The 24163-nt window shown below is 52.3% G+C and carries 22 protein-coding genes; 7 read left to right on the top strand and 15 right to left on the bottom strand.

Annotated elements, in window-relative coordinates:
* Positions 1 to 92: 92 nt before the first annotated feature.
* From HNQ57_RS02955 to HNQ57_RS02915, 9 genes are all read right to left on the bottom strand, one after another.
* Complete coding sequence (locus tag HNQ57_RS02955) at positions 93 to 1520, bottom strand: wax ester/triacylglycerol synthase family O-acyltransferase (protein WP_184461143.1); 1428 nt, start codon at positions 1518 to 1520, stop codon at positions 93 to 95.
* A gap of 181 nt (positions 1521 to 1701) precedes the next feature.
* Entirely contained in the window at positions 1702 to 2562 is an 861-nt protein-coding gene (locus tag HNQ57_RS02950; protein ID WP_184461142.1) for a putative RNA methyltransferase, read from the bottom strand.
* Positions 2563 to 2667: 105 nt separating this feature from the next.
* Positions 2668 to 4137, bottom strand: a complete 1470-nt coding sequence (locus HNQ57_RS02945) for an AAA family ATPase (protein WP_184461141.1) — start codon at positions 4135 to 4137, stop codon at positions 2668 to 2670.
* Positions 4138 to 4158: 21 nt separating this feature from the next.
* Positions 4159 to 5619 (bottom strand): WS/DGAT/MGAT family O-acyltransferase, encoded by a 1461-nt coding sequence (locus HNQ57_RS02940; RefSeq protein WP_184461140.1) that lies wholly within the window; start codon positions 5617 to 5619, stop codon positions 4159 to 4161.
* Positions 5620 to 5677: 58 nt separating this feature from the next.
* Positions 5678 to 7480, bottom strand: coding sequence for an ABCB family ABC transporter ATP-binding protein/permease (locus tag HNQ57_RS02935; protein WP_184461139.1), 1803 nt, complete (start codon positions 7478 to 7480; stop codon positions 5678 to 5680).
* Between the two features lie 35 nt (positions 7481 to 7515).
* Entirely contained in the window at positions 7516 to 7848 is a 333-nt protein-coding gene (locus HNQ57_RS02930) for a DUF3301 domain-containing protein (protein WP_184461138.1), read from the bottom strand.
* A 27-nt stretch (positions 7849 to 7875) separates the two neighbouring features.
* Positions 7876 to 8187, bottom strand: a complete 312-nt coding sequence (locus HNQ57_RS02925; protein WP_184461137.1) for a hypothetical protein — start codon at positions 8185 to 8187, stop codon at positions 7876 to 7878.
* A 22-nt stretch (positions 8188 to 8209) separates the two neighbouring features.
* On the bottom strand, positions 8210 to 8581 hold the full coding sequence (locus HNQ57_RS02920; RefSeq protein ID WP_226968233.1) for a PH domain-containing protein: 372 nt from the start codon (positions 8579 to 8581) through the stop codon (positions 8210 to 8212).
* A gap of 115 nt (positions 8582 to 8696) precedes the next feature.
* A complete protein-coding gene (locus tag HNQ57_RS02915) occupies positions 8697 to 9155 on the bottom strand; it encodes an acyl-CoA thioesterase (protein ID WP_226968234.1) in 459 nt (152 codons plus the stop codon).
* Positions 9156 to 9477: 322 nt separating this feature from the next.
* Here HNQ57_RS02915 and HNQ57_RS02910 point away from each other — a divergent pair, with 322 nt between their 5' ends.
* On the top strand, positions 9478 to 10821 hold the full coding sequence (locus HNQ57_RS02910; RefSeq protein ID WP_184461136.1) for a hypothetical protein: 1344 nt from the start codon (positions 9478 to 9480) through the stop codon (positions 10819 to 10821).
* Between the two features lie 41 nt (positions 10822 to 10862).
* Here HNQ57_RS02910 and HNQ57_RS02905 read toward each other — a convergent pair whose 3' ends face one another.
* On the bottom strand, positions 10863 to 11786 hold the full coding sequence (locus HNQ57_RS02905; protein ID WP_226968235.1) for a histone deacetylase family protein: 924 nt from the start codon (positions 11784 to 11786) through the stop codon (positions 10863 to 10865).
* A gap of 255 nt (positions 11787 to 12041) precedes the next feature.
* Here HNQ57_RS02905 and HNQ57_RS02900 point away from each other — a divergent pair, with 255 nt between their 5' ends.
* The 4 genes from HNQ57_RS02900 (at position 12042) to HNQ57_RS02885 (ending at position 15052) form a co-directional block, all read left to right on the top strand.
* Complete coding sequence (locus HNQ57_RS02900; protein WP_184461135.1) at positions 12042 to 12992, top strand: peptidoglycan DD-metalloendopeptidase family protein; 951 nt, start codon at positions 12042 to 12044, stop codon at positions 12990 to 12992.
* Positions 12950 to 13342: a bactofilin family protein gene (locus tag HNQ57_RS02895; protein WP_184461134.1), complete on the top strand. Its 393-nt coding sequence runs from the start codon at positions 12950 to 12952 to the stop codon at positions 13340 to 13342. Before HNQ57_RS02900 ends, HNQ57_RS02895 begins: the two co-directional genes overlap by 43 nt.
* A 148-nt stretch (positions 13343 to 13490) precedes the next feature.
* Positions 13491 to 14066: a PhnA domain-containing protein gene (locus tag HNQ57_RS02890; protein WP_184461133.1), complete on the top strand. Its 576-nt coding sequence runs from the start codon at positions 13491 to 13493 to the stop codon at positions 14064 to 14066.
* A 128-nt stretch (positions 14067 to 14194) separates the two neighbouring features.
* A complete protein-coding gene (locus tag HNQ57_RS02885) occupies positions 14195 to 15052 on the top strand; it encodes a PA4780 family RIO1-like protein kinase (protein WP_008252050.1) in 858 nt (285 codons plus the stop codon).
* 86 nt (positions 15053 to 15138) lie between these two features.
* Here HNQ57_RS02885 and HNQ57_RS02880 read toward each other — a convergent pair whose 3' ends face one another.
* From HNQ57_RS02880 to HNQ57_RS02865, 4 genes are all read right to left on the bottom strand, one after another.
* Positions 15139 to 15849 (bottom strand): cyclic di-GMP-binding domain-containing protein, MshE-related, encoded by a 711-nt coding sequence (locus HNQ57_RS02880; protein WP_184461132.1) that lies wholly within the window; start codon positions 15847 to 15849, stop codon positions 15139 to 15141.
* Positions 15850 to 16049: 200 nt separating this feature from the next.
* Positions 16050 to 16217 (bottom strand): hypothetical protein, encoded by a 168-nt coding sequence (locus HNQ57_RS02875; RefSeq protein ID WP_184461131.1) that lies wholly within the window; start codon positions 16215 to 16217, stop codon positions 16050 to 16052.
* Positions 16218 to 16338: 121 nt separating this feature from the next.
* Positions 16339 to 18774 (bottom strand): TonB-dependent receptor, encoded by a 2436-nt coding sequence (locus HNQ57_RS02870; protein ID WP_184461130.1) that lies wholly within the window; start codon positions 18772 to 18774, stop codon positions 16339 to 16341.
* A gap of 187 nt (positions 18775 to 18961) precedes the next feature.
* Positions 18962 to 19990, bottom strand: a complete 1029-nt coding sequence (locus HNQ57_RS02865) for an AraC family transcriptional regulator (protein WP_184461129.1) — start codon at positions 19988 to 19990, stop codon at positions 18962 to 18964.
* A 105-nt stretch (positions 19991 to 20095) separates the two neighbouring features.
* On the opposite strand from HNQ57_RS02865, the gene HNQ57_RS02860 reads away from it, so the two are divergent.
* Positions 20096 to 21208: an SMP-30/gluconolactonase/LRE family protein gene (locus HNQ57_RS02860; protein WP_184461128.1), complete on the top strand. Its 1113-nt coding sequence runs from the start codon at positions 20096 to 20098 to the stop codon at positions 21206 to 21208.
* A 131-nt stretch (positions 21209 to 21339) separates the two neighbouring features.
* Positions 21340 to 22800, top strand: coding sequence for a flavin-containing monooxygenase (locus HNQ57_RS02855; RefSeq protein ID WP_221301560.1), 1461 nt, complete (start codon positions 21340 to 21342; stop codon positions 22798 to 22800).
* Between the two features lie 49 nt (positions 22801 to 22849).
* On the opposite strand, the gene HNQ57_RS02850 is transcribed toward HNQ57_RS02855, so the two are convergent.
* Complete coding sequence (locus HNQ57_RS02850; protein ID WP_184461127.1) at positions 22850 to 23872, bottom strand: DUF4382 domain-containing protein; 1023 nt, start codon at positions 23870 to 23872, stop codon at positions 22850 to 22852.
* Between the last annotated feature and the right edge of the window lie 291 nt (positions 23873 to 24163).

The raw sequence follows: 24163 nt of genomic DNA, 5'->3' as shown, positions 1-24163 counted from the left end.
TGCGGGCGGTCCCTTAGCAAGCGAGTTTAGTGTTGCCGATATGTGACACTAGAAATGGGGATTTGATCGCTTATTTCAAGGCCAAATTGGGATTATGTCTTATTAGCCTGTCGTTGCATGGCGTGATCCAGTGCAGAAAACGACGCCTCCAAGCAACACCGATAAAGCGCTGGGTCTTGTAGGGTTTTGGGGCTGCTAAGGACAGATAGGCTAAGTACGCCGTTGTAACTCATGGCGACATGAAATAAGCCCACATGATCCATGATTAGGCCAAGGCCAAGCATGTCGACCAGTTTGGCGTCGTTAAAGTACAGCGGTATGGGTGGCCCAGGTACATTGCTGACAAAGGTGCAGGCAGGTAATGGAATGCCGCCAGGCCAGTAGGCCAGGGCCGACAAGGTGCGCAGCGCCGCCGCTTCTAGGCTGCTGGGCAGCACGCGAAAAATATTGCTCAAGCTACTGCGGCCAATACTGTCGTTGCGCTTTTTGGCCGACGTGGCGGCGTCGCGTACCGCCACTAAACGTTGCAGGGGGTCTTCGATGTCGGTGCGCAGATTGCTAATCAGCATGCTGATGGCATTGCCGCAGGTGTCGAGATCTTTGCCGCGCACGTTTACTGGAACAAGGGATGCCAGCGGGTTATTTGGCAGGGCATTGCGTTGAATGAGGTAGTTGCGCAGCGCGCCGCCGACAATACAGAGAATGACATGGTTCACGGTGGTGCGTGGGTAAGCGCGGCGAATGGCGCGCAGGCGTGAAAAGTCGAAGCGCACCACAAACACCTGACGTTGGGCGTCGATGCGGGTATTAAAAGGCGATTTCTGCCAGCTGACCCCCGGTGTGTGGTCGCTAGGGGGCTCTTGTATTTCTCGACGGAGCTTGGGTAAGAGTTGGCGAGCTTGGCGATACAGTTGCAGCGGCTTTCGCAGATTATTCCTATACGCGTTGCGGCTTACCGCCCACTGGGATGGTGGGGCTTCGCCAGCCCACGTGTCGGTGAGCGCGCTGGGTTTAAACGCAAGTGGTTCTATACCGTGTAGCGCGGCGAGGATGTCGGTGCCAGAGACGCCATCCAAGGCGGCGTGATGCACCTTCATGTAAATGCCAAAGCTGCCTTTGCTGTAATTTGCTAGTCGGCCGAGGCCGTGAATTACATGGGCTTCCCACAGCGGCCGGCCCATGTCCATTGGCTGGGCGTGGAGGGTGGCAATAAGGGTGTGGAAATCCGCTTCGTTATTTTTAGCTGTTAACTCGTGGCTGTGAATATGATTGTCGAGATTGAACGTTTCATCTTCAAGCCAGTAGGGTTGATCAAGATTGTAAGCGACGGTTAGCAGGCGGCGTCGAAATACCGGCGATACCGATAGGCGCTGTTCAATGGTATTGCGGACTTCTTGTAGGCGAAATTTTTTGTGCTTGGTGGTTTGCGGGGTGTATACCATGAGCGCGGCAATATGCATGGGGGCATGTTGGCGTTCATTATGGGCGAAGAGGGCATCGAGACCATTGAGTTGCTGCATTGAGAGTCCATCCATTATTGTGTGCAAGCACGCCTTATTATTGCGCGGTGCGCAGGCGTTGATTGCCAGAATACAGGCAGAAAGTGACGGTGTTGTTTCGCTGTAAACGCGCGACTGGCTGTCACTAACTTAGTCCTTAAATGATAGCAATAACTGGGCCACGTTCAACGTGGCCTGGCGCTTAAGTTTGGTGACTGAGGACGCGTATGCAGACGTCGACGGTGAGCGCGAGCTGTTCAAGTTTGGCGGCGCGCTCCCGGCCGGCCTTGCTGGCGCGGTAGAGGTGAGGGGTCATGATTAGCAGTTGTTCAAATAACGCTGCACTGAGTATTGGGGTGCTAAAGCTTAGCGCGGTTTCGCTGCTCTGCTGCCACTCTGAGTTAATGCCTGCGGCCAAGCTTGCCGGGGGTGAGCGTCTGATCTCGTCGTAAATTTGCTGGCGCAGTTCGATCAAATGCTCGGGGCCGGGGTCGACCATAATAATATGACCGCCAGGCTTAACGACTCGCTGAAACTCGCTAAACACTGGAAAGCCAAAGGTGCAGAGTAGGATATCTTGGCTGTTGTCGGGCAGTGGAATTTGCCGGTTGCTCGCCACCAGCCCATTGATACCCGCATTGCGAATGCGGGTGGCGCGCACCGCCCATTTGGAAATGTCTAAGCCGGTGGCGGTGAGCGCAAGTTCAGCTTGGGCGGCGAGCAAGCTGTTGCAAACCGTGTTGAGGTAATAGCCCTCGCCGCAGCCGGCATCGAGAATGGCAAGGTCATTGCGGTCTTTGCATAAACCGGCAACCGTCGTCGCGAGCGCTTGGGCAAGGGGGGCGTAGGCGCCGCTATCCAGAAACTGACGGCGGGCCTGAATCATTATTTGGCTGTCGCCGGGGTCTAGGGATTTTTTGTTCTGTACTGGCAGTAAATTAACATAGCCCTGCTTGGCAATATCGAAGCAGTGATTATTGCTGCAGCGCCAAGTTTTACCGTCGCGGTGTAATGGATATTGCTCTAACGGGCAGAGCATGTGTTCTAGGGCGAGCAGGGGCATGGCTGGTCCAAGTTGAGGTGAAATGGCAGAACAGGCGTGGCGGGGTAAACCCAGCGGCTTGCTCGCTATTATGTCACTTTGCCGAGGTCGATGAGGCGATATTTCTCAGTCGGCCGCGACGGCGCGGGTTTGGCACCAGGCACGGAGGGCATCCAGCTGCTCGCTCATGGTCACCGACAGGGGCACGGTGGCGTCGATTTCGGCAATGATATGGGCGGTGCACAGCTCTTCATTGCGGGCCTTGGCGGAGTAACGAGCGGCGACAATTGCCTGTTCTATTTCGGCGCCGGTAAAGCCAGCGCTGGCAGCGCTGAGTTCGGCGCAGCGGAAATTGGCCAAGGGGTAGTTGCGCTTCTCAAGGTGAATGGCAAAGATCTGTTGGCGCACTTGCTCCGAGGGTAGGTCGACAAAGAACACCTCATCGAGGCGGCCTTTGCGTATTAATTCAGGTGGTAGGCGCTGAATATTATTGGCGGTGGCAACAATAAATACGGCGTGCTGGCGTTCTGCCATCCAAGTGAGGAGGGTGGCTAAAATCCGCTTGGAGGTGCCGCCGTCGTGGTCATCGCTGCCAATGCCTTTTTCAATTTCGTCTATCCACAATACGCAGGGCGCCATGGTTTCGGCCAGTTTTAGGGCCTCGCGAACATTGCGTTCAGACTCGCCAAAAAATTTATTGTAGAGCGCGCCCATGTCCATGCGTAATAGCGGCATGCCCCATAAGCCCGCGACCGCCTTGGCGGCCAAGCTTTTGCCGCCGCCCTGCACACCCACCATCATAATGCCCTTGGGCGAATCGGCGCCGCCCTGCTGAAAGGCCTGTTCGCGCTTGCCTAGCCAGTCCTTGAGCTTGCTTAAGCCGCCGACATTGGCAAAGTTTTCGGTGTCGTATTCAAAACTGAGTACACCGTCCATGTCGAGTAGCTCGAATTTGGCCTTGTTGACGCTGCTGAGATCGGAATGGGTAATGGCGCCGTCTTGAATAATGGCGCCGCGAGCGAGCTTGCGGGCGTCGTCTAAGGGTAGCCCGCGCAAATTGTTGACCAGCTTGTCTAGCGCGTTGCGGTCTGTTTTAACTTTGCGGCCCGTGGTGTTACTGAAGTTCTGCGCTTCTTTGTAAATGGCGGCGCGGAGCTTGTGATCTTCGGGCATCGACAGGTTAAAGCGGGCGCTGTGACGTTTGAATTCGCTGGGAATATTGAAGGCGTGGCTGATAAACACCAAACTCTTGCCGCTGTCTTCGGCTTGCATGGCAATTTCTTTGATTAAACGAATATTGCGAGGCTCGTCGTTGAGGTAGGGATGAAAATCACACAGGGCATATAACCCGGCACTGCCGGAGCTGCGAATATGTTTTAACACGGCCTCGGGTTCGGCGGTGAGAGGCTGATTGGCCGCCTGATCAAAATCGGCGCGGCGCAAACCGTCGGTCACCGACCACGAGAACACCGGCAGGCCCTGCTGAATACCGAGCTTAGTCAGCAGTGACAGTGCGCGGCGCTCCTCCCAGGTTTCAATGATAATCACGGGGATTCGTGACTCGATGATTAGGCGGAGATCGTGACTGTCATTCATGCCTGCGAGCTACTCCTTTAGCTATTGGTGTACTGAGTCTAATGCTGGGCTTGTCGTTTGGGTGGTGCCGAGGGTGGCCGCCTTTAGCTCGTCAAACGACGCCTGCAAGCACTCGGAATAAAATTCGGGGTCTGGCAGCATTTTACGGCAAGCGGTAAAGGAAATAGAAATACTGCCCACTTTATTCAGCACTGAACTGTAAACAATGTGAAACAGCCCAACATTGGGTAATAAGGGGCCGAAATTCATGCCGTCGACCAATTTGGCACCGCAAAAATACAATTGCTGATTGGGTCCGGGTACATTGGTGACCACGGTATTGAAGATCACCGCAGATTCGGTCAGGCCGGTGGACGAAGCGGCGCGCAAGGCCAGCGATAAGACGCCGCCGGGCAAGACGTCGGTCACATTTACCGCAACGCGGGGGCCGAGGGCTTCGGCATAGGCTTTGCTGCTCATGGAGGCGTCGTGAATTGCCGCCAGCCGCTCCTTGGGATCGGCGATATTGGAAAGCAGTGATACTGTCATAAAGCCCACCATATTGCCGCCGCCACTGCGCTCTGCGTCACTTCGAACATCGATTGGGCAGCCGCTCACAAGGGTCTTTTCGGGCAGGGCTTGTTTGGCGCTTAGGTATTTGCGTAGGGCGCCGGAAACCACGCAAAGCATGGTGTCGTTGATGGTAGCGCCGGGCACAGTATTTTTTATGGCGCGCAGCTCTTCAAAGGCAAAGGGTACGGCGTCGCAAACTCGGTGGGGGGATATTTTGCCTTGAAATAGGGTTTTTTGTTTGTCGTCGAGACTGACAAAATCTTGCTCTTTTTTACCGCGGCGAATGCGCTGCCAAGCGGGAATTAGACTGCCAGCGAGGTCAAAAAATTGCTTGGGTTTTTTTAAGTTATTGCCCACGGCGCGACTTAGCATATGCCAATTATTATATTGCTGTACGACCCGTTGGGGCGCTGTGCCAGCATCGCCAATATCCGGGCTTAGGTCGTGAATCATGGGAATAAACTGAGCGCCACTGGCGCCGTCCATGGCGGCGTGGTGGATTTTTATCATCACCGCAAAGCAGTTCTTAGGCAGGCCGCGAACGCTGTCGAGGCCCTCAATGACATACATCTCCCACAGTGGTTTGCTCAAGTCCATGGGCCGGGAGTGAATGCGTGAGGCCAGAATGCAGAGTTGGCGCCAGTCACCGGGCTTGGGCAGGGCGATATGGTGTATATGACTTTCGATGTCGAGGTTTTCGATGTCTTCCCAATAGGGTTGGTCAAGACCAAGGGGAACCCTGCGCAGCTGGCGCTTAAATATGGGTGAGAGGTGGGCGCGGCTCTCGATTAACTGCAATATTTGTTTGAAGCGGACAATACCGTCGGCACTTGTGGATTGATCGTAAATGCTGAGGGCACCGATATGTTGTGGTATACCGGTGGCTTCAGTGTGAATGAACATGGCGTCCTGACCAGAGAGCTGCTGCATATTATTCTCATTTTGTGTTGGTGGTCTTCAGACTATAAGAGTCTGTTAGCGCAGGCAATCATTCTTCTGCAGTAGGCACTATGCTGCGCTCGCGCTGCTGCATTAGCCACAAGTGGGCGTATTGGCCTTGCTGGGCCAATAGCGACGCGTGATTGCCTTGCTCAACAATTTCACCTTGATCGAGCACTAGAATATGATCTGCATCGACGACCGTTGATAGGCGGTGGGCAATCACCAGCATGGTGTGCTCCCGAGCAATATCTTTTATGGCCTCTAAAATAAGCCGTTCCGAGGCGCTGTCTAATGACGACGTGGCCTCGTCAAATATCATAATAGGGGATTTCTTGAGCAGGGCTCTGGCAATGGCGACGCGCTGTTTTTCGCCGCCCGACAATTTTAAACCGCGCTCACCCACCAAGGTGTCGACGCCCTTCGGCAAGCGCGCGATAAAGTCGCTGAGGTGGGCCATGCGGATGGCCTCGTAAATATCCTCGTCACTTGCGTCGATGCGGCCGTAGCGAATATTTTCAAGTATCGACATATTAAACAGTACAGTGTCTTGGGGGACGATACCGAGTGCGCCACGCAGAGATGCCTGACTGACCGTTTTGATGTCTTGGCCGTCAATGAGGATTCGGCCGCTGCTGGCGTCGTAAAAGCGAAACAATAATTTAAGCAGGGTGGATTTGCCCGCGCCGCTGCTGCCAACAATAGCGACCTTTTGTTTTGCGGCAACCGTAAAGCTGATGTTGTTTAAAATGGGGCGGTCGCTGTGGTACTGAAAGTTGAGGTCTTGTACCTCAATGCAACCGTCCTTCAGCGCCAGCGTTGGGGCTTGCGCGGCGTCATTAATACTGGGCCGCTGGCGGAGTAGCGCAAACATGGCTTCAATATTGGCCATGGAGCCTTTCATCTCGCGGTAGACAAAACCGAGAAAATTAAGCGGCATAAAAATCTGCATCATAAAGGCGTTGATCAGTACAAAGTCACCGAGGGTCATTTTCTCGGCTTGCACTTGGCTGGCGGCGAGAACCATCGCCGCGGTCATGGCGGCAGCAATAATCAGGGCTTGGCCAGCGTTAAGAGCGAACAGACTCAAGCGATTTTGGCGGCGAGCCAATTGCCAGCTGGCCAGTTCTTCGTCGTAGCGTTGGGCTTCGTAGTGCTCATTGCCAAAGTATTTTACGGTTTCAAAATTGAGCAGACTGTCTACCGCGCGGCTGCTGCTGCGGGACTCCGCCTCGTTCGCGCGACGAATATAGGCCGTGCGGCGCTCGGTGGCGTAAATGGAGAACGCCACGTAGCAAGTGACGGCAATGAGCACGATAAGCGCAAACCAAATACTGTAGCGCCAGCCGAGCAATACCACGACCAAACCAATTTCAATAAAGGTGGGCACAATATTGAAAACCATAAAACGCAGTAAAAAATTAATGCCATTGGTACCGCGCTCAATGTCGCGGGACAGGCCGCCAGTGCGGCGATTAAGGTGAAAGTCTAAGTCTAAGGAGTGCAAATGTTTGAAGACGGTGAGGCCGATATTGCGCATGGCGCTCTCGGTAACCCGGCCAAAAATAGTGTCGCGCACCTCGCCAAACAACACATTGGCAAAGCGTAGTGCGCCATAGGCGAGTAGCAGCGCCAAGGGCAAGACTACAATGGCGGGCTGATCTTGGCTGTCGAGCTGATCGACGATATGTTTGAGTATAAATGGAAGGCCTACACTGGCAACCTTAGCAGCCACCAGGCAGAGTAGGGCAACACCGATACGTTGACGAAAGGCCAGCAAATAGGGAATTAGCTCTTTTAGGGTTTTCCAATTAACGTCTTGCTCGGGGTTAAAACTGGTGCCGTGGCGCATAAGGAGTTTCTTTTGTAAGGCGCTTTAGTGAGAGCCTAGTGAATAATGTCGTTGGGGAATCGGTGGGGTTCTAACTCAAAGCCCTCAACGCGATTGCCGAGGGTCACCACCTGACCTTTGTAGCGCTCATGGCCAGTGGCGGTAAATTCAAAAATATAACGGCGCCACAGTTTGATTTGGCCATTCGCGTCGCGTTTGCACCACACCGCGCGCAGGGCGACATGGCCGTCTAATAACTGCAGCTGTTGTTGCTCTAGGTGTTTTCGCGTGGCGCGCAGCGCGAGTTCGCGGGTGCCTTGGGCGCGCCAGAAATAAGCGAGTAAGCCAAAAAAGCAAAAACTTAGAGTGAGATCGCCGAGGTCAAACATGCGGTGCTTCCTGCGGGACTTGGCGCATTAAAATATCCATGCAATAAGCAGCCATAACACCAAAAAAAAGCCAAAGAAGCCGCTTAGCATAAATTGCAGCTCACCCAACAAACCGTCGCCAGCGGCCACGGCAAAAATAACAAGAGTGACTACAGTGGTGAAGAAAGCCACCACGGCGGCGTCTTTCAAGCCCATTCCTGCGCTAAAATGCTGATCGACAAAGCTGCCTAGCAAGGGCAGAAATAGCATCAGCGCGACACCGAGTAGGGCGAGAATGACCAACGACGCTATGGCAATTTTAAGGGCTTGGCGGTCGTCGCCTGAGTTTTGCTCACTCATGCTGTTAGATCCTTATCAGGCCTTAAGCCTGCGCAGCCTTGACCAATTCGCGAAACACCTCTGGTCGAGGCATTCCCGCCGCTTGAATTTCTGGGTTATCGCCTGCGGTGTAAATCGATACGGTACCCACTTTGAATAGGCGGTTAAAAAAGGACTGATTAATTTTAACGGTGCGAATACCACTGACCGATAGCTCGGTGCGCTCTTTGCTCAGCAGGCCTTGTTCCAATACCACTTCATTACCGTTAATTTCTAATTTGGTCGACTTACACCGCAAATACCAAACCATCAGAATAAGTATGCCGATGGCCGCCGGAATAAGGATGACGGCAAGGATGAATCCGAGGGGCTTGTTACGAAACATGGCGGGGTGTTCAGCGTATTGACTTGTCACCGGTGGCTACTCTCTTTATGGAATGTGGTTGGGGAGTTAGCTTTATTCTACACCTAATGGCGGAGCCTGCATTGACCTTGCTGATTTTTGCTCGAGCATTTGGTTTAAGGTGGCGTCAGAATTGTTGCGGTGTACTAACAACAGCTTGACCATAGCGATGGATGAATTCTGGCGGCATCCGTCTTGGTTTGCCGTTGCTCATGCGAACAGAGACCAGTTGCCAAGTGGCTCGCAATAGGGTTTTACCGTCGATTTTCCGCTGCAATTGGAACTGCCGCTCCATAATAAGCTTGCCGTCACTGGCGGTCAGCCAGGTTCCCATGACGCATTCCTGGCCAACGTAGGCCGATAAAATATAATCGTAATCGGCGCGCCGAATCACCATGGCGGCATCAAGTCTGCGGTAATCCTCGAGATTAAGATCCAGTGCCAAAGAGTGGCTCCAGCCTGCTTGCTGGCACCAGTCGACATAAACCGCGTTATTTACATGGCCAATGCCGTCGATATGGCTGCTGTTCACGCTAAAGTCCATGGTGAATGGCGCGGGTCTGTCCCAGTTAGGAGCTTGCGGCATAAGGCTGTTGTCCCAAATAAAACACCTATTATTCCCGACTGGCGAGCAAAGGGCGATTTAAGTTTTGACGCACTAAATTTCGCAGTGAGATTGGCGGCGTGGGTTTTGTTGAAGTTTGTGATGGAGTTCACGCCGTTTAGGTCTTGCTTATCGGTTTTCCCTTACTTGATTCAGTTGTAAATCTTGTTCTACTGCACGCAGCACGCTCAGAGCGCTCGAATAACTATAAATACTCTACTGCAGAGCTAGAGCTGAGTGATCGGACGTGTTTTCTAAAATGGGGTCCACCATTTTATTTAAGCTAATTAACGGAGTATTTAGTATGAAGTGCTTTTCAGGAAAAACCCTTCTTGCCGTGAGCTTCGGCGCCAGTTTGGCGCTGACCGCTTGCGGTGGTGGCGGTAGTAGTAAGTCTGGCAGGCCAGCGGCAGAGCAGCCAATTACCTCAGGTTATTCTGAGGTTGAAGGCCCGCTTGATGCGGTTCAACAGCCTTTGTCTGAGCAGGTCATTACTCAGCTGGCCGGAGCAGCGGCAGGCACACCGCTGGAAGGAGCGATAAACTGTGTTGGTAGTTTTGTTGTTACTGACGTTTTGGATATTTTAGATTCAGTGCTTGTGCAGGTAGACCCCGCGAGCCTGCAAGACCCTGCCGCGTTGCTGGCGAATTCAGCTTCGGGCCTACAGGCATCGGTGACCGAGTTGGCGACCGATCTGCCGGTGGCCTTGGCCTCCTTAACAGGCGCTAGCTGTACTGGTGGCAGCGCCGGTGAAAGTGGCAGTAATCCCTTGGCTGGCACGCCATTGGCGCCACTGGGTGATGCGCTGGCGCCCGTGTTTGCCGCCGCCAACGGCGGTGGTAGCAGCGGTGGTGGTGCACCTAGCGCGGCCGCGCTGATGCAGCAATTGAGCACGGCTTTCAGCGAGGGCCTCGCGACCGTCATTGCGCAAGATCCGACCGGCCAAGTGGCTGATGCACCGATCTTAGGTGGCTTGTTAGTCACGCTTAATCAGGCGTTTAGCGATCTTGCGGTTACCGTCGCGGCACTAGAAACAATGAACCCCGACGCCACCGGCGCTGCAGTTTCTGGCACTTTGAATAACGTGCTCGACAATGTCTTAACCAAGGTCGTACCCATTGCCTTTATTGAAGAGCAAGCGGGTCAGGGGCCGGTGCTCAGTAGTCAAATTGAAGCGGCAGTGGCAAGTCTAACGGGTCTGCTTGGCGGAGACCTCAGCGGCTTAACCGCAGGGGACTTTACGTCTTTGTTTGGTGCGGGTGGTGGTGATCTATTTGCGCCGCTGAGCGATACGGTACTCGGTGGTTTGCAGAGCGCAATTACTGGCGCATTGGCTGGTGGCGGTTCTTCGGGTACAACCGGTACACCGCTCGACGCAATTTTAGATCAATTGGCGCCAATTCAGGCCGCATTGTCTGCGCAGGGCGGCAGTGGTCTTACTGGTACGCCATTAGATGTCTTGCTGACGCCGGTCGCCTCGGTGCTGCAGGGTGGTGGGGCCTGCCCATTGGCAACGACACCACTTGCCGCCGTTTGCGGGCTGGTGAGTGATTTGCAAGCAGCGCTGACGCTAAATCCAAGTGCTGACCCACTGGCGGTATTGCAGGGTTTACTAGAATCGATACTGGGCATTTTTTCAAACAGATAACCCAGCGGTAACGAGTTATTACGCGGCCTACGGGCCGCTTTTTAGTTTAATGTGCCGCCAAATAATTTGGCGGCTTCTTCGACAACAATCGCGTGACGCTGAGCCAAGGCCTGCTGATCCCGGTCGTAACCGCCGCCAATCACGGTCGCAACGGCAATTCCTCGCGCTACACAGCTTTCTAAAACCAAGCGATCTCGCTCCCGGATTCCAGCGGCGCTGATATTGAGTAAGCCCAAGGGGTCGTGTTCATAAATATCGACGCCCGCGTCGTAAAGCACGATGTCGGGCTGAGCAAGACGCAATGCCTGGCTCAGGCCCGCGCCCACAATATCTAAATATTCCTGATCGCCACAGCCGACGGCAAGATTGATATCAAGGTCGCTACGCGCTTTGCGAACAGGAAAGTTTTTCTCACAGTGTACTGAACAGGTAAATGCCGCCTCATCGCCCTGCAAAATACGGGCTGTACCGTCACCTTGATGGACGTCGCAGTCGAAAATAAGCACGCGCTGGACTTTTTTCTGCGCCAAGAGGGTGCGTGCGGTCACCGCAAGGTCATTGAAGATGCAAAATCCGGAGGCAAAGTCATAGTGGGCGTGATGGGTGCCGCCAGCCAAATGACACGCCATGCCGTATTTCAGCGCCAATTGGGCGGTGAGTAAGGTGCCGTTCGGTGAAATTAAGCTGCGCTGGCGCAGGCTCTCACTCCACGGCAAACCCATGCGCCGATTGGCGCTGGGGCTGAGCGCATTGTTGCAGAAGGCATGGATATACTCTGGGCAGTGCGCGAGCGCTAAGACCTCGCTGCGAACCCGTCCTGGTCGGTAGATATTGGCTTGCGTGGCAATGCCAATTTCGCACAAGTGTTTAAATAATAAAGAAAATTTCTCCATGGGGAAACGGTGGTGGGAAGCAAATTGGTAGCTGTACAAGGGGTTGCTGACCAGCGGTAATTGTGCGCTCAAAGCGGGGGCTCCTCAGCCGTGGCGGGCGAAGTAATCATTACCTTTACGCGCCTCGCAATGGGTTTTACTCGGCCATGTAATAGCTTGAATTAGCTTACAATTTGCATCCATTGCGAACTAATAACATAATCCGCTCAGCTGTATTGACTTGGGCGCGATTTGTGCCCGCAAACATAATCGTTTGGCAGGACTGTTAGCGCTTAAATTAAAAGGCTTATAGCAGTGTTTTTACATCCTGAAACCACGAGAAATTGAATGCGCGAGCACTACGGAATTACAATAACAAGTTATAGCGGTGCCAGACACTATACCGTAACGCAATTGATGCGCCGATTTATGGCGGGCATTGCGATATTTATCGCTACGTGCTTTTTAGGCGGCTTCCTAGCGATTTATTTCCTTTCGTATCAGCTTAATAGCTTGAATGGCGAAGTACTTGAATTGCAAGAGTACCAAGCGCTGGTAAAAGACAAAAATGAAAGCTTGCTGCGACAACAAAAGCTATTGCAAGCCACTATAGAAGAAAAAGTCGCCGCCTTGTCAGTGATGAGTGATGAATTAGGCACCATTGAGACTATGATCGGGCTGAGCCCCGAACCTGATACAGCGCTTTACCAGCGCCTGGACACCGCAAGTCAAACCGCCTCCGAAAAACGCTTTATGCTCAGCACCATCCCCAGCGGCTACCCCCTTGCCGAAGCGCACGTCACGAGCAGATTTGGTATGCGTAATCACCCAGTACTCGGCCGCATGGCCTTGCACGGTGGCGCGGATTTACGTGCGAGTATCGGTACGCCGGTTTACGCCACAGCCGATGGGGTGGTGGAGTGGGCTGGCATGAACGACAGTGGCTTTGGCCGCTTAGTGAAGTTGGATCACAATTTTGGTTTTACCACCCTGTACGGTCATCTCAATAAAACTGCGGTTAGCATTGGCGATTATGTTAGGCAGGGCGATTTATTGGGCTACAGCGGTAACACAGGCATGTCCAGTGCACCTCACCTGCATTACGAGGTGCGGCATTTGCACCGGCGTTTAGCGCCCGGTCCGTTTATGGAATGGTCTTGGGAAAATTACGACGTACTTTTTACGCGCGAGGGGAAGATAAAATGGGATTCACTGGCAAAAACGCTAAGAAAACAGACGGTAGCCCCAGAACGACGGTGGTCGCAGCTGGCACCACCCTTGTCGGCGACGTCAAGCTAACCGATAACTTCCATCTCGACGGCACCATGGAAGGTAAATTGAACTCCGATGGTGATGTGACGATTGGCAGCAGTGGTCGCTATACCGGCGATGTTAGTGCCAAGCGGGTATTGGTCAGCGGCATTCTCGACGGCAAGGTTGACGCTGATCGCTTAGAAATTGTCGCTTCGGGGCAGGTCAGTGGCGAGATTAAAGTGCGCGAATTGGTGATTGAATCGGGTGGTCAATTCATTGGCGCCAGCCAAGTCAAAAAGCACGACGCACCGCAACTTCGATCAGTTGATGAGTCACCGTCCACAAGCACTGACACAGATGCCAGTAACAGCGATTGGGAAAATAAGACCGCCTAATAATGGCTGGTTTTTGGTGAGCGCTGGTGTTGCGGCGCCAGTCAGGCCGCACCTGCCATGGTGTCGAGTTGCGGCCAGTTGAAATTTAAGGTCGTTTCTCACCGTCATACGCCGTAAAATACCCCGCTTTTAGCGCGGACAAGCACTTATGAACACCGAACAAGCCCTTATGCAGCGCAGCGACTCTAAATGCGAACTGTGTTCTTCTGCCGAGCATTTGGCGGTGTTTCCGGTGGCGCCCTATGGGGATGACGACGCTGAGCGCTGTGTGATGAGCTGTCAGGCATGCCGAGAACAACTGGCTGACGGCAGTGAACTGGACGTGAATCGCTGGCACAGCCTGAATGACACCGTGTGGAGCCCGATTCCCGCAGTACAAGTATTGTCGTATCGTCTGTTAACGCGGCTAAGTGAACAGGCGTGGGCGCAGGACCTTCTGGAAATGGTCTATCTTGACGACGAGGTCAAAGAATGGGCTGTCGCAACCGAGGTTACGGCCAGCGATGATCGCGAACCGTGCCTAGACAGCAATGGCGTTCAGCTAGCTGCGGGAGATTCTGTGGTGCTTATTAAAGACTTAGATGTGAAGGGCACGAGCTTTGTTGGCAAGCGTGGAACGCCCGTGCGTAATATCTCCCTGACGAATAACCCCGAGCATATTGAAGGTCGGATAAATGGTACGCGTATCGTGATTATCAGTGCCTTCGTTAAGAAAACCAATTAAGCTTTGTCCGTACTCACTGTGAATATAGCGCTGATCGCCTAATTTGGCGTGGCCGTTTACAATGGCCGAACGGCGCTGATTTTCAGCTATTCTTAAATGGTCTTGATTCAGACCCCAAAAAGGGCGCAATGAAAACACCCAAACGTATCCAGCCGCTGATTGACGACGGCATTGTTGACGAAGTGCTGCGGCCTTTAATGAGCGGTAAAGAAGCCTCCGTCTATGTGGTGCGCTGTGGCGAAGAAATTCGCTGTGCCAAAGTGTACAAAGAGGCTGCTCAGCGCAGCTTCAAGCAAGCGGTGCTTTATCAAGAAGGCCGTAAAGTACGCAATAGCCGCCGCGCCAGAGCAATGGAAAAAGGCTCTAAATTTGGACGCAAGCAGCAGGAAGACGCCTGGCACAACGCCGAGGTTGATGCGCTTTATCGCTTAGCCAAAGCCGGGGTGCGAGTGCCGCAGCCCTATGGCTGTTTTGATGGCGTGCTACTGATGGAGCTGGTTACCGACGAAGAGGGTGGCGTAGCGCCACGCTTGAATGATGTGTCGATGCCCGCCGAACAGGCTATAGAAGATCATGCGGTGGTCATGCACTACGTAAAACTGATGCTTTGCGCAGGCCTGGTCCACGGCGATTTGTCTGAGTTTAATGTACTGGTCGATGAATACGGGCCAGTGATTATCGACCTGCCCCAAGCTGTTGATGCCGCTGGCAATAATAATGCCCACAGTATGTTGACGAGAGACGTCAATAATATGACCGAATACTATGGTCAATACGCCCCCGAGTTATTGCAAACCCGCTACGCCGATGAAATCTGGGCCTTGTATGAAGAGGGCGAACTCAATGAAGACACCGAGTTAACGGGCTTGTTTGAAGACAGTGGCGAAGCTGCCGATGTTGATGCGGTCTTAATGGAAATTAAGGCGGTCATGGCCGAAGAAGCCGAGCGCCGTGAACGGATTCGCGAGGCGAATGAAGAGGATTGAGTGTCAAGGCGCAAAGTAAAGGAGTCGGCGCCTATCTTATAAATTGCTCGCCATTTTTGTTTTTATTGTGATCATTCATCGAAAGCTTAAAACCGCTTCACAATATTTAAACCTTGTTGACCAAGTCGAAGGGTGAGCGTGCCATCGCTGCTGCGGCTTAACTCACTGAGGTCGCGATTTTTTATATTCAGCCTAGACACTTTTTCTGTGCCTTGCTGTCCCCACGTGTTCTTACTGTCTGCTGCTTTTTCTATTGTTAATTTGCCTGCGATAAATTTTTGCCAGAGGCTAGTTTTATTTTCGTCGGCGGCGACATTGCAACTGCCCGCCATCATCCAAGCCGCGACCGCGGCGGCGCTAATCAACTTCTTCTGCAGTTGCAGCCAGTGTGCTAGGCAAATTGGCGAAAGTACCTGCTGCTCAATTAAAACCTCACCAAGGCGACGATGCTGGCTGTTGTGCTCGGCTAGCGCTTTGTCCAGTTGTGATTGGGTGATTTCGCCATTGTCTAGCAATAACTGACCTAAGCTTAGCTGTAGAGCTTTGGGCATACTGCCGTCAGGCTTAAGCTCAAGTGCCTGCGAGGCAAGTTTTTTTTGCAAGGCGAGTATCGTTTGTTTTTCAACTGCGCAAAGTTCGTGGCGCTGCATCAGAACGTCGCCTAGGCGGCGACGGCTCCAGCGCTGGGTGCTCAAGGCCTGATTCAGTGTGCCAGTCGTAATGAACCCGCCTGATACCAGTAGTTGCCCCAGCGAAATCGGACTGGGTTGGGTGCGGCCAAGTATTGTAGGGTTCATAGACTTACGGCTCCTATTCCGGCTGTGTTGCGGAATGGATGAGTACACAGGCCACCATATTGCCTATATTGTTAGGACGCTTTCAATACGTAGAATGCGCAGCTTATGCTTAGTGTTTGCGTTGGAGCGTGCCGAGACAAGTCGCTCTTTTTGCGGGAAGTAGAGGGTGTTAATGGCGGTGCAACGTTAATATTCCGGTGCTAATTATTAGAAACAATAAGTCGTCTCCGCACCATAACTACTGGGTTGGTCGCCAAGGTTTTGTCGTGACCAAAACCCGCTTGCGGGTTGATACCGTAGACATCGTATTCTTCATCGGCGAGGTTTTTCCCCACACGGATACGGCGTAGCGAGTGCACGGCCTTCAATAATGTGAGTTTTGCTGAGCAGGAGGAGGGGCGTGGTAATGGTTGCAGTATATAGCAGGTCGCTTCCTTGCGTGACCTGCTATCGACAGAGGTTTAGCGTCAGCTGGCTGACGCTAAGGGATCAGAAGCGATACGTAAATTCCGCACCATAGCTCCGTGGTGGGCCGGCAAGGTAGTTGTCGTGCCCGAAGCCTGCTTGCAGATTAATCGCGTAGCTATCGTACTCTTCATCCATCAGATTCTTCACCCACAGCGACACAGAGTAGCTGTCGTCGGCGGCGTGCCAGCTGGTGCGTGCGTTGAACAACCAATAGGCGTCTTGGCGAATAGCGCCGTAGCCGTATTCATCGTTGTAGGCGCTATACCACTGGTCATCTTGGAAGTTGCCATTTAGGTTGGTGGTGAGGTAGCCCGCTTCGGTCACCAAAATATCGTAATCCAGCGAAATGCTGTAGTTCAGCTTGGGTGCTGAGATTAGCTCATTGCCGCTTAGGTCAACCCGATCATCTGCGTCAGCAATGGTTTCGGTATTGGCTAGGGTCAACTCAGAGAACTCGGTTTGCAAAAAGCCAAGACCAATTTGCAGGGTGAGTCTTTCCGTTATGCGTGCCCACAATTCTGCTTCGGCGCCAGCAATTTTTGAACTACCCGCGTTCTCAAGGAAGTTAGAGAAGCCGACGACGTTGATAAATTGCTGGTCGGTGTAATCGTAGGAGAACAGTGCTGCGTTCAAGCGCATGCTGTTGTCGAGCAGGTCGGCTTTGAAGCCAACTTCAAACGCGTCAATATATTCTGGTGATGCATAGGCGGTCTCGATAGGGCGGGCGAGATAGTACGCGCCGCCATTGAAACTGCCGCTGCGGTAGCCGTGGCTAGCGCTTACATAGACCATTACATCTTCGTTTATGCGGTAGTCAAGGCCAAGTTTGCCAGTCCACTCCGCTTCATTTGCCTCGAGCTCGGGCGCCGAGTCGAGTGTGTAGGGGCCGTGGGTATAGCCGATGTTTAGTAGGTTTAGCAATAGCGTTGGGTCGCCGAGAATATCAATTAGCTGCGACTGCGACAGTGGTAGCGAAATATAGGCGTCGTCAACTCCGGTGGTGTTGCCCGGTACATAAGTCCCTCGAGGGCTGCCGTCATAACCGACCCGGGAAATATTGAAGTAGGTTTGCTCGTTGCCGTCTTTGGTGTAGCGCAGACCTAAATCCATGCCGAAGCGGTCAGTAAAATCAAAACGCATCTGAGAGTAAGCGGCTAAACTAGTTTTTTGGGTTTCCATGCGCTGATCGAGCATGCCGTAATCGAGCAAAAATGGATATTGTTGAACTGTATCGGGTTTTGCAAGACCAACTCGTACATCTGGTGGTGTGTCAAAGATGTCGTAGATATTGTGCATATATTGGTCTTCATAGCCGAAATACACACCGGCAATGATGTTGAACATGCCGTCGAATTCCGAAGAGAAACGCAGATCCTGGCTGTAGCCGATGGTGTCTGACGACCAGGTGATGGTGAGCAAGTCGTTGGGCGAGCCGTCGGTGTCTGCTTTTTGATAATAGTCGGCGTCATAATAAGACGATACCGAGGTGATAGAGAAACCATCGCCAGCAAAGGTGACGGTTAAGCCGAGGATTTCAGTATTGGTGATCAGCGCGCCAACTTCATTGGCCTCAGTTTCATGGAAATCTAAATTGCGGCTCTGACGTGAGTAGGCGTTGTAATCTGAATTCGGGGCACCGAGAAGATCGGTGCGACCTTCATTTCGGGCTGGCGTGCTCAGGGCGTCGTTACCAGAGGTAGTGTATTTAAAGACGGCGTCCCAGGTGTCGTTGGGCGCAAAATGCAAGGCGAAGCGGCCGCCTTGAAAATCGGTTTGGGCGCCTTTTTCACTACGACCGACAATGTCGACGTAACCTTCGTCGCGCTTGAAACTTAATGCACCGCGTGCCGCGAGAATACCGTCAATGAGCTGGGTTTCTGCGCCCGCTTCAGCGCTGGTGGCATTAAAGCTGCCAGCACCGAGCTTGATGTAATTGCTGGGCTCGTCGCTAAATTGGGGGGTGCGAGTGATGATGTTGATCGCACCGCCGGTGGTATTTTTACCGTAAAGCGTACCTTGAGGGCCACGCAGAACCTCAAGACGTTCAATGTCAAAAAAGTTAGCGCCATGGCTGTACACCGGGGCTAAATACGTTTCGTCAACATACACACCAATTGGGCTGGCCTGGTTAGAGCTATAGTCAGACATGCTGACGCCGCGAATCGCAAAGATTGGTTGAATGTCGCCGTAGGGGCCACTGACCTGCATATTGGGAACCTGTGCAGAAATGTCGCTGGCATTTTCAAAACCGTATTTGTCGAGTTGAGTGCCCGTTAAGCCGGTGACCGCTACGGGTATATCCTGGGTGCTTTGACTGCGCTTTTGCGCGGTAACTAGTACCTCTTCAAGCATTGGCGCAGCAAAAACAGTGCTGCTTGAGCTGGCAATGGCAAGGCAAATACCGGCGCGTAATAGATTCCGGCGACTCTTATATGCGTGTGGGCGACGTTGCTGCATGGACTATTCCTTTAAAACTATGACAGGGCTGATCGGGTACGACAGTTTTACGAGCGTGGAGAATGCCGATATTCCTACGGCAATAATTGTCATTTGATGACATATGTTTATCATTTGACGACACTGAGCGTGGCTATTGTCCATATTATTTCTATTGGGCAATTACGCTATAACTGGCGGTAAAGGCTTACTCAGGTTTTGCGCCTGCAATGGTGTGTAGTGACTTACGGTAGCGGTTGGGCGTGACCCCGAACCAGCGCTTGGCCGCCCGATTAAATGAACTTTGCTCCTGGTAGCCGAGCAATGCGGCAATTTGCGCCATGGGCATACGTCGTTCGGCGAGGAAGTTTTGGGCATCCTGTTTTCTGATGTTGTCTACCATTTCTTCAAAGATATAGCCTTCGTTTTTTAAGCGGCGCTGGAGGGTGCGTTGGTGCATAAACAATTCGTTCGCTACGCTTTTAATATTGCAGCACTGGGTGGGCAGCAGGCGGCTAATAATGAAATTGGTTTGCTCGATGAAACTCAGCGGCGAGCCAGCACTTTTTTTGATGAGGTAATTCGCGATGATGTCGCGCTGAAACGCGTCGGCGGTGCGAATCGGAAAATCAAGTTGCTCCGGGGTTAGCACTAGGGCATTGCAGTCTTGATTAAAGAGCACTGGGCAGCCAAAGTGTCGTTTATAGACTTTTGGCTCTAAGATCCTGCTATGTCGAAACAATACGGCTTCAGGTCGTTTGCGATTTTCCGTTAACATGGCGTGAATATTGGCCGTTAAGCCAATCGCCATTTCTATTGTTTGGTGGCGGTATGGGAAATCCGTGACATTAATGTCGAGCGTGATCCGCGGGAATTGCGGTGCGGATGTGTTGTCTAGCCCCAGTGTGATGGCGGGGCTGTGGTGGGAGATATAGCGGGCAATGCAGAATAGGGCGTCGCCTGCCGTGTTTGAGGTGCGGGCCATAATTGCAATTGGGCCAAGGGTTTCCATAGTTTGTTTTGCGGATAAACGCAGGCCAAAATCGGGACATTGCAATTTTTCGGCCGAGGCTTCGAGCAACTGCATTAAGCTGTGGAAGAAAATAAGATAACTGATATCGTCGAGTCGTTCGGGATCAATATTAAATTGCCGTAGCAGTGGTTCTGGCTGTCCACCTAGTTCGCGAACGAGTTCGTTGTATCCGCCTAGGGCGGAGGTGCGTATTAAGGGGCGCATTGCTTACATCCACAAAAAAGAGTCGGCCTGACTGTCGTCAAATGCTAAATTTAGCATAGCGGTATTGCGGTAAATTGAAAAGCGATAACAATAAGAGGGTGTGTAATGAAACGTTTTTTTCGAGCGAGTGCCATTGTGGCTTTACTCATATTCGCTGGGGGTTTAGCGCTATATGTTCGCTCTCCTCTTCAGCCGGTGGTGTTTAGCGCTCCGGTTAGTGTTGGTTTGAGCGGCGACTTCGCAGCAAATGAACGTCTAGCGGCGGCAACGATATATTTGCAGAATATTGGCACAGGCCCAGAAGATATTGTAAAAGGCCCCGATGGTCATTTTTATACGGGTTACCAGGATGGTCGTATTGTGAACTTTGCTGTTCATGACGGCCAAGTTATCGGCGGTAGTGCTAAGGAGTTTGTTAACACCGGCGGCCGTCCCTTGGGTATGCAGTTTGATGGCGGCGGAAACTTGATTGTGGCAGATGCTTTCAAAGGTTTGCTGTCAGTTTCACCCTCGGGAAAAATAACCACGCTCGTCGATTATGCCGATGATCCCTCTTTACGTTTTATTGATGATGTCGATGTCGCGGAGGACGGCACCATTTGGTTTAGCGATGTCTCAACTCGCTTCGGTTTACACGATTATATTTTCGATTTAGTGGAGGCCAGCGCAACCGGCCGCTTACTGAGTTATTTACCCACTACAGGCCAAACCAAGGTGCATTTACAGGGTTTGTATTTTGCGAATGGGGTTGCCCTTGGCCCGGACGATAACTGGGTGCTGGTAAATGAAACGGGTGCGTCGCGGGTAAGCCGTCTGTGGCTAAAGGGGCCAAAAGCAGGCGTGAGTGATGTCTTTATAGCGGGTTTGCCCGGTATGCCGGACAATATCAGCTTTAACGGTGTTGATACCTTTTGGGTGGCGATGCCCGCGTTGCGAAGTAAAGAGATAGATTCTTTGGCGTCGTACCCTTTCATACGCAAATTACTTGGTGGCTTGCCCGCCGAACTGCTCGTGCCGTCTGATCACTATGGCTTTGTTATCGGTTTAGGTTTGGACGGCAGTGTTAAGTTCAATTTGCAGTCGGGGGCTGGCATTTACCATACGGTGACCAGTGTTAATGAGTACGATGGTCATATTTGGTTGGGTAGCTTGGCAATGCCTGCTGTGGCAGTGTTGCCGTTGCCTCGCACTAAGGCGCAGCGCGAATCCGTGAACTAGCTTGATGGGCTGCGCTCGGTACGCGATATTGCGAGGCCATTCGGTCATTTTTGAAAAATAACAATCGTTTCACGCTAGCGTCCGGTGACGCATCGCGAGAGAAGCTAAAGAACGCAAGTTGAGGATGACGAGTGTTAGAGAGTAATAAGAAAAAAATCATCATTATTGGCGCAGGCTTCTCAGGGATGGGCCTCGCGATTCATTTGCAAAAGGCGGGTATTCGCGATTTTGCGATTTTGGAAAAGGCCGACGAGGTTGGCGGCACATGGCGAGAAAATCATTACCCTGGTGCGGAGTGTGATATTGCGTCAGCGCTGTACAGCTATTCTTTTGAACATAATGCCGATTGGCAATATAAATGGGCTGAGCAGCCGCAAATATTTGACTACCTCAAGGGGACGGCCAAAAAATACAATTTGTATGAACATATCCATTTCGCAACGGAAGTTGCTAGCGCAATATTCGATGAACAAGCCAAATGTTGGCGCCTACGAAGCGCCGATGGTGAGGAGTGGCGCTGTCAGTTTTTAGTGGCCGCCGTGGGCCAATTGCATCACCCATTTACCCCTGAAATTCCCGGTCAGAGTGAGTTTAAAGGCGCGCAATTTCATTCCGCGCGGTGGCAGCATGATGTGGACCTTAGTAATAAACACGTCGCCGTTGTTGGCAATGCCGCCAGCGCCTTGCAGTTTATACCGCAAATCGCGCCAGCGGCGGCAAAGCTGACCGTGTTCCAGCGTGGCGCAAACTGGGTAATTCCCAAGTTAGATAGACCCTACGCGGCATGGGAGCAATGGTTGTCGGCTCGGGTCCCGCTGGTGGCGAGTTACTACCGCTTTAGTATTTGGCTGCGAAATGAATTATTGATATACCCGATAATGCAGGGCCGACGTTTACATTGCCGAATTGGCTTGTGGATGCATCGCCGCTATATTAATAAACATATTGGCGACCCAGCGTTGCGGGCCAAATTAACACCTGATTATCCCATGGGCGCGAAGCGCATACTGGTATCTGATGACTACTACGCGGCGATGGCTAGGTCGAATGTTGAGTTGGAGGTCGACGGTATTGTGCAATTGACTGAGCACGGTATTACCACCACCGACGGTCGCGACATCCCAGCTGATGTCATTATTTACGGTACCGGATTTAAAACCAACCCGTTTTTGGCGCCAATGGATATACGCGGCGTTGAGGGCAAGCATTTGCGTGATGCTTGGCGTAACGGTGCTCAGGCCTACTTAGGAATGATGACGAGCGGCTTCCCGAATTTATTTATGCTGTATGGCCCCAATACAAACCTTGGTCACAACTCCATTGTGATTATGTCCGAGTCTCAGGCTCGTTACATTTGTGATGCAATTACTGCCTTAGATCGTGACGGTCACTCGACGATTGAGGTAAAAGCCGAGGCTGAAGAAAAATATAACAGTGAAATGCAGCGGCGCTTGGGCAAGATGGCGTGGAACGCAATCGAGGCGAGCTGGTATAAGGACGGCAATAAAATTACTAACAATTGGCCGGGTTCGACGTATGAATATATTCGCCGTACTCGCGGGGTGTGTTGGGGTGATTACAGGGTGGTTTGATTGGATATACCAGTAAAACGCGTCCCTGCGTTTTACTGGTATTTAGGCGTTAAGGCTCTGGCGCAACCGGCACCTCACTAAAACTAACGGTGGTGGTTTGCCCTGCTGTGACGTCAACGGGGATCACTTCGGTAAAGCTGATGTCATCGTCAGATTCCGGCTCATCCAAGCTAGCTTGACACGTAAAGGCAATACTGTAGCCAGCCTTGGTAGCGCGAACAAAGCCAATTTCAAAAGTGTAAGCGCCAGTGTCATTCTGGCTGACTTCGGCACTACTAATTGGTCGTTGACCACTCACATCGCTGTCTACGACATCGCTGCCCGCATTGATGCCTGGGTCGTAAAAATCGTCGGGTAACTGTGCATTTTCGTTCAAGTCACCCTCGTAGAGATAGACTTTTCTGCCGGTGATGCCGCTGCAGGCATTACTTGCTATAACCGTGGAGTCGACACTGCCTGCGATTGTGCCAACCTCAACATTATTAAGTAAGCGCATCGCGGGCCGCAGCAGGTAGTAACCCTTGTCGTTGGCAGGCTTGGTTAAGCCTTTGTGCAATACAAAGTCGATGGTGAAATCGGCGTTGCCACCGGCAGGAACGGTAAAACCAGTGTTGAGCTGAAGTGAGCGCGGCGTGCCGTTATTACTGCTATTGCCGTTTTGTTGGCCGGGAATAAACAGATCGGCTTCGTTGCCGAGCTTGGGGAGTACCGTTGAATCTGGGAAGCCACCGGTAACAAATATACGCAGCCACTGGTAATTGCCGGCCGGGACTACCGCGTCGGATATGATTGGGCTGGCTGCGTTACCGGTGAGGCTGAGCAAATTATCAATTACTACGGGTTCATCAAAGGTTAGGCTAACGATATCGCCGTTTGTCGGTTTGAGGTCAATGCGGCTGAAGGTGATTTTTACGGCCTCGACATCATCCACCGGGGCGTCGGTGACTGAAAATGAGGCGGTTGAGGTTTTGGCTGAGCCGCCACTGGAGCCACCGCAGCCGGATAATAGTAAAAGGCTAAGGCCCGCAAAAATGGAATAACCGGCAAGCCGGTTGAGGCTAGTATTCATCATGCACTACTCCACGCAATTACAAGCGAATGGCCGCCTCTAGCTTATTGGCAAGAAGCGGTAGATTCGCAGGTGTTAGCATTTTTTGAATGAACTACTTCGACTCAGCCGCGCCTATTTAGTTCCCTGTCACTGAATGATCCGTGTGTTAAGCCCAAGTGCTGTGCGTGAAAGCGTAAATGAGTTTCAATAAAACTGGCCACTGCTGTCCCGTTAACTTTCATATGAGCTTTAACTGATTGATATCGGGTAGCCTGTCATTAGATGGGTCTCCCCTTAAGAGAGCCATCAGGT

The organism is Zhongshania antarctica, from assembly GCF_014202945.1.
In the GTDB taxonomy this organism is placed as follows: domain Bacteria; phylum Pseudomonadota; class Gammaproteobacteria; order Pseudomonadales; family Spongiibacteraceae; genus Spongiibacter; species Spongiibacter antarcticus.
Note: the sequence above shows the minus strand (reverse complement) of the source record. Positions and strands in the feature narration are given on the sequence as shown.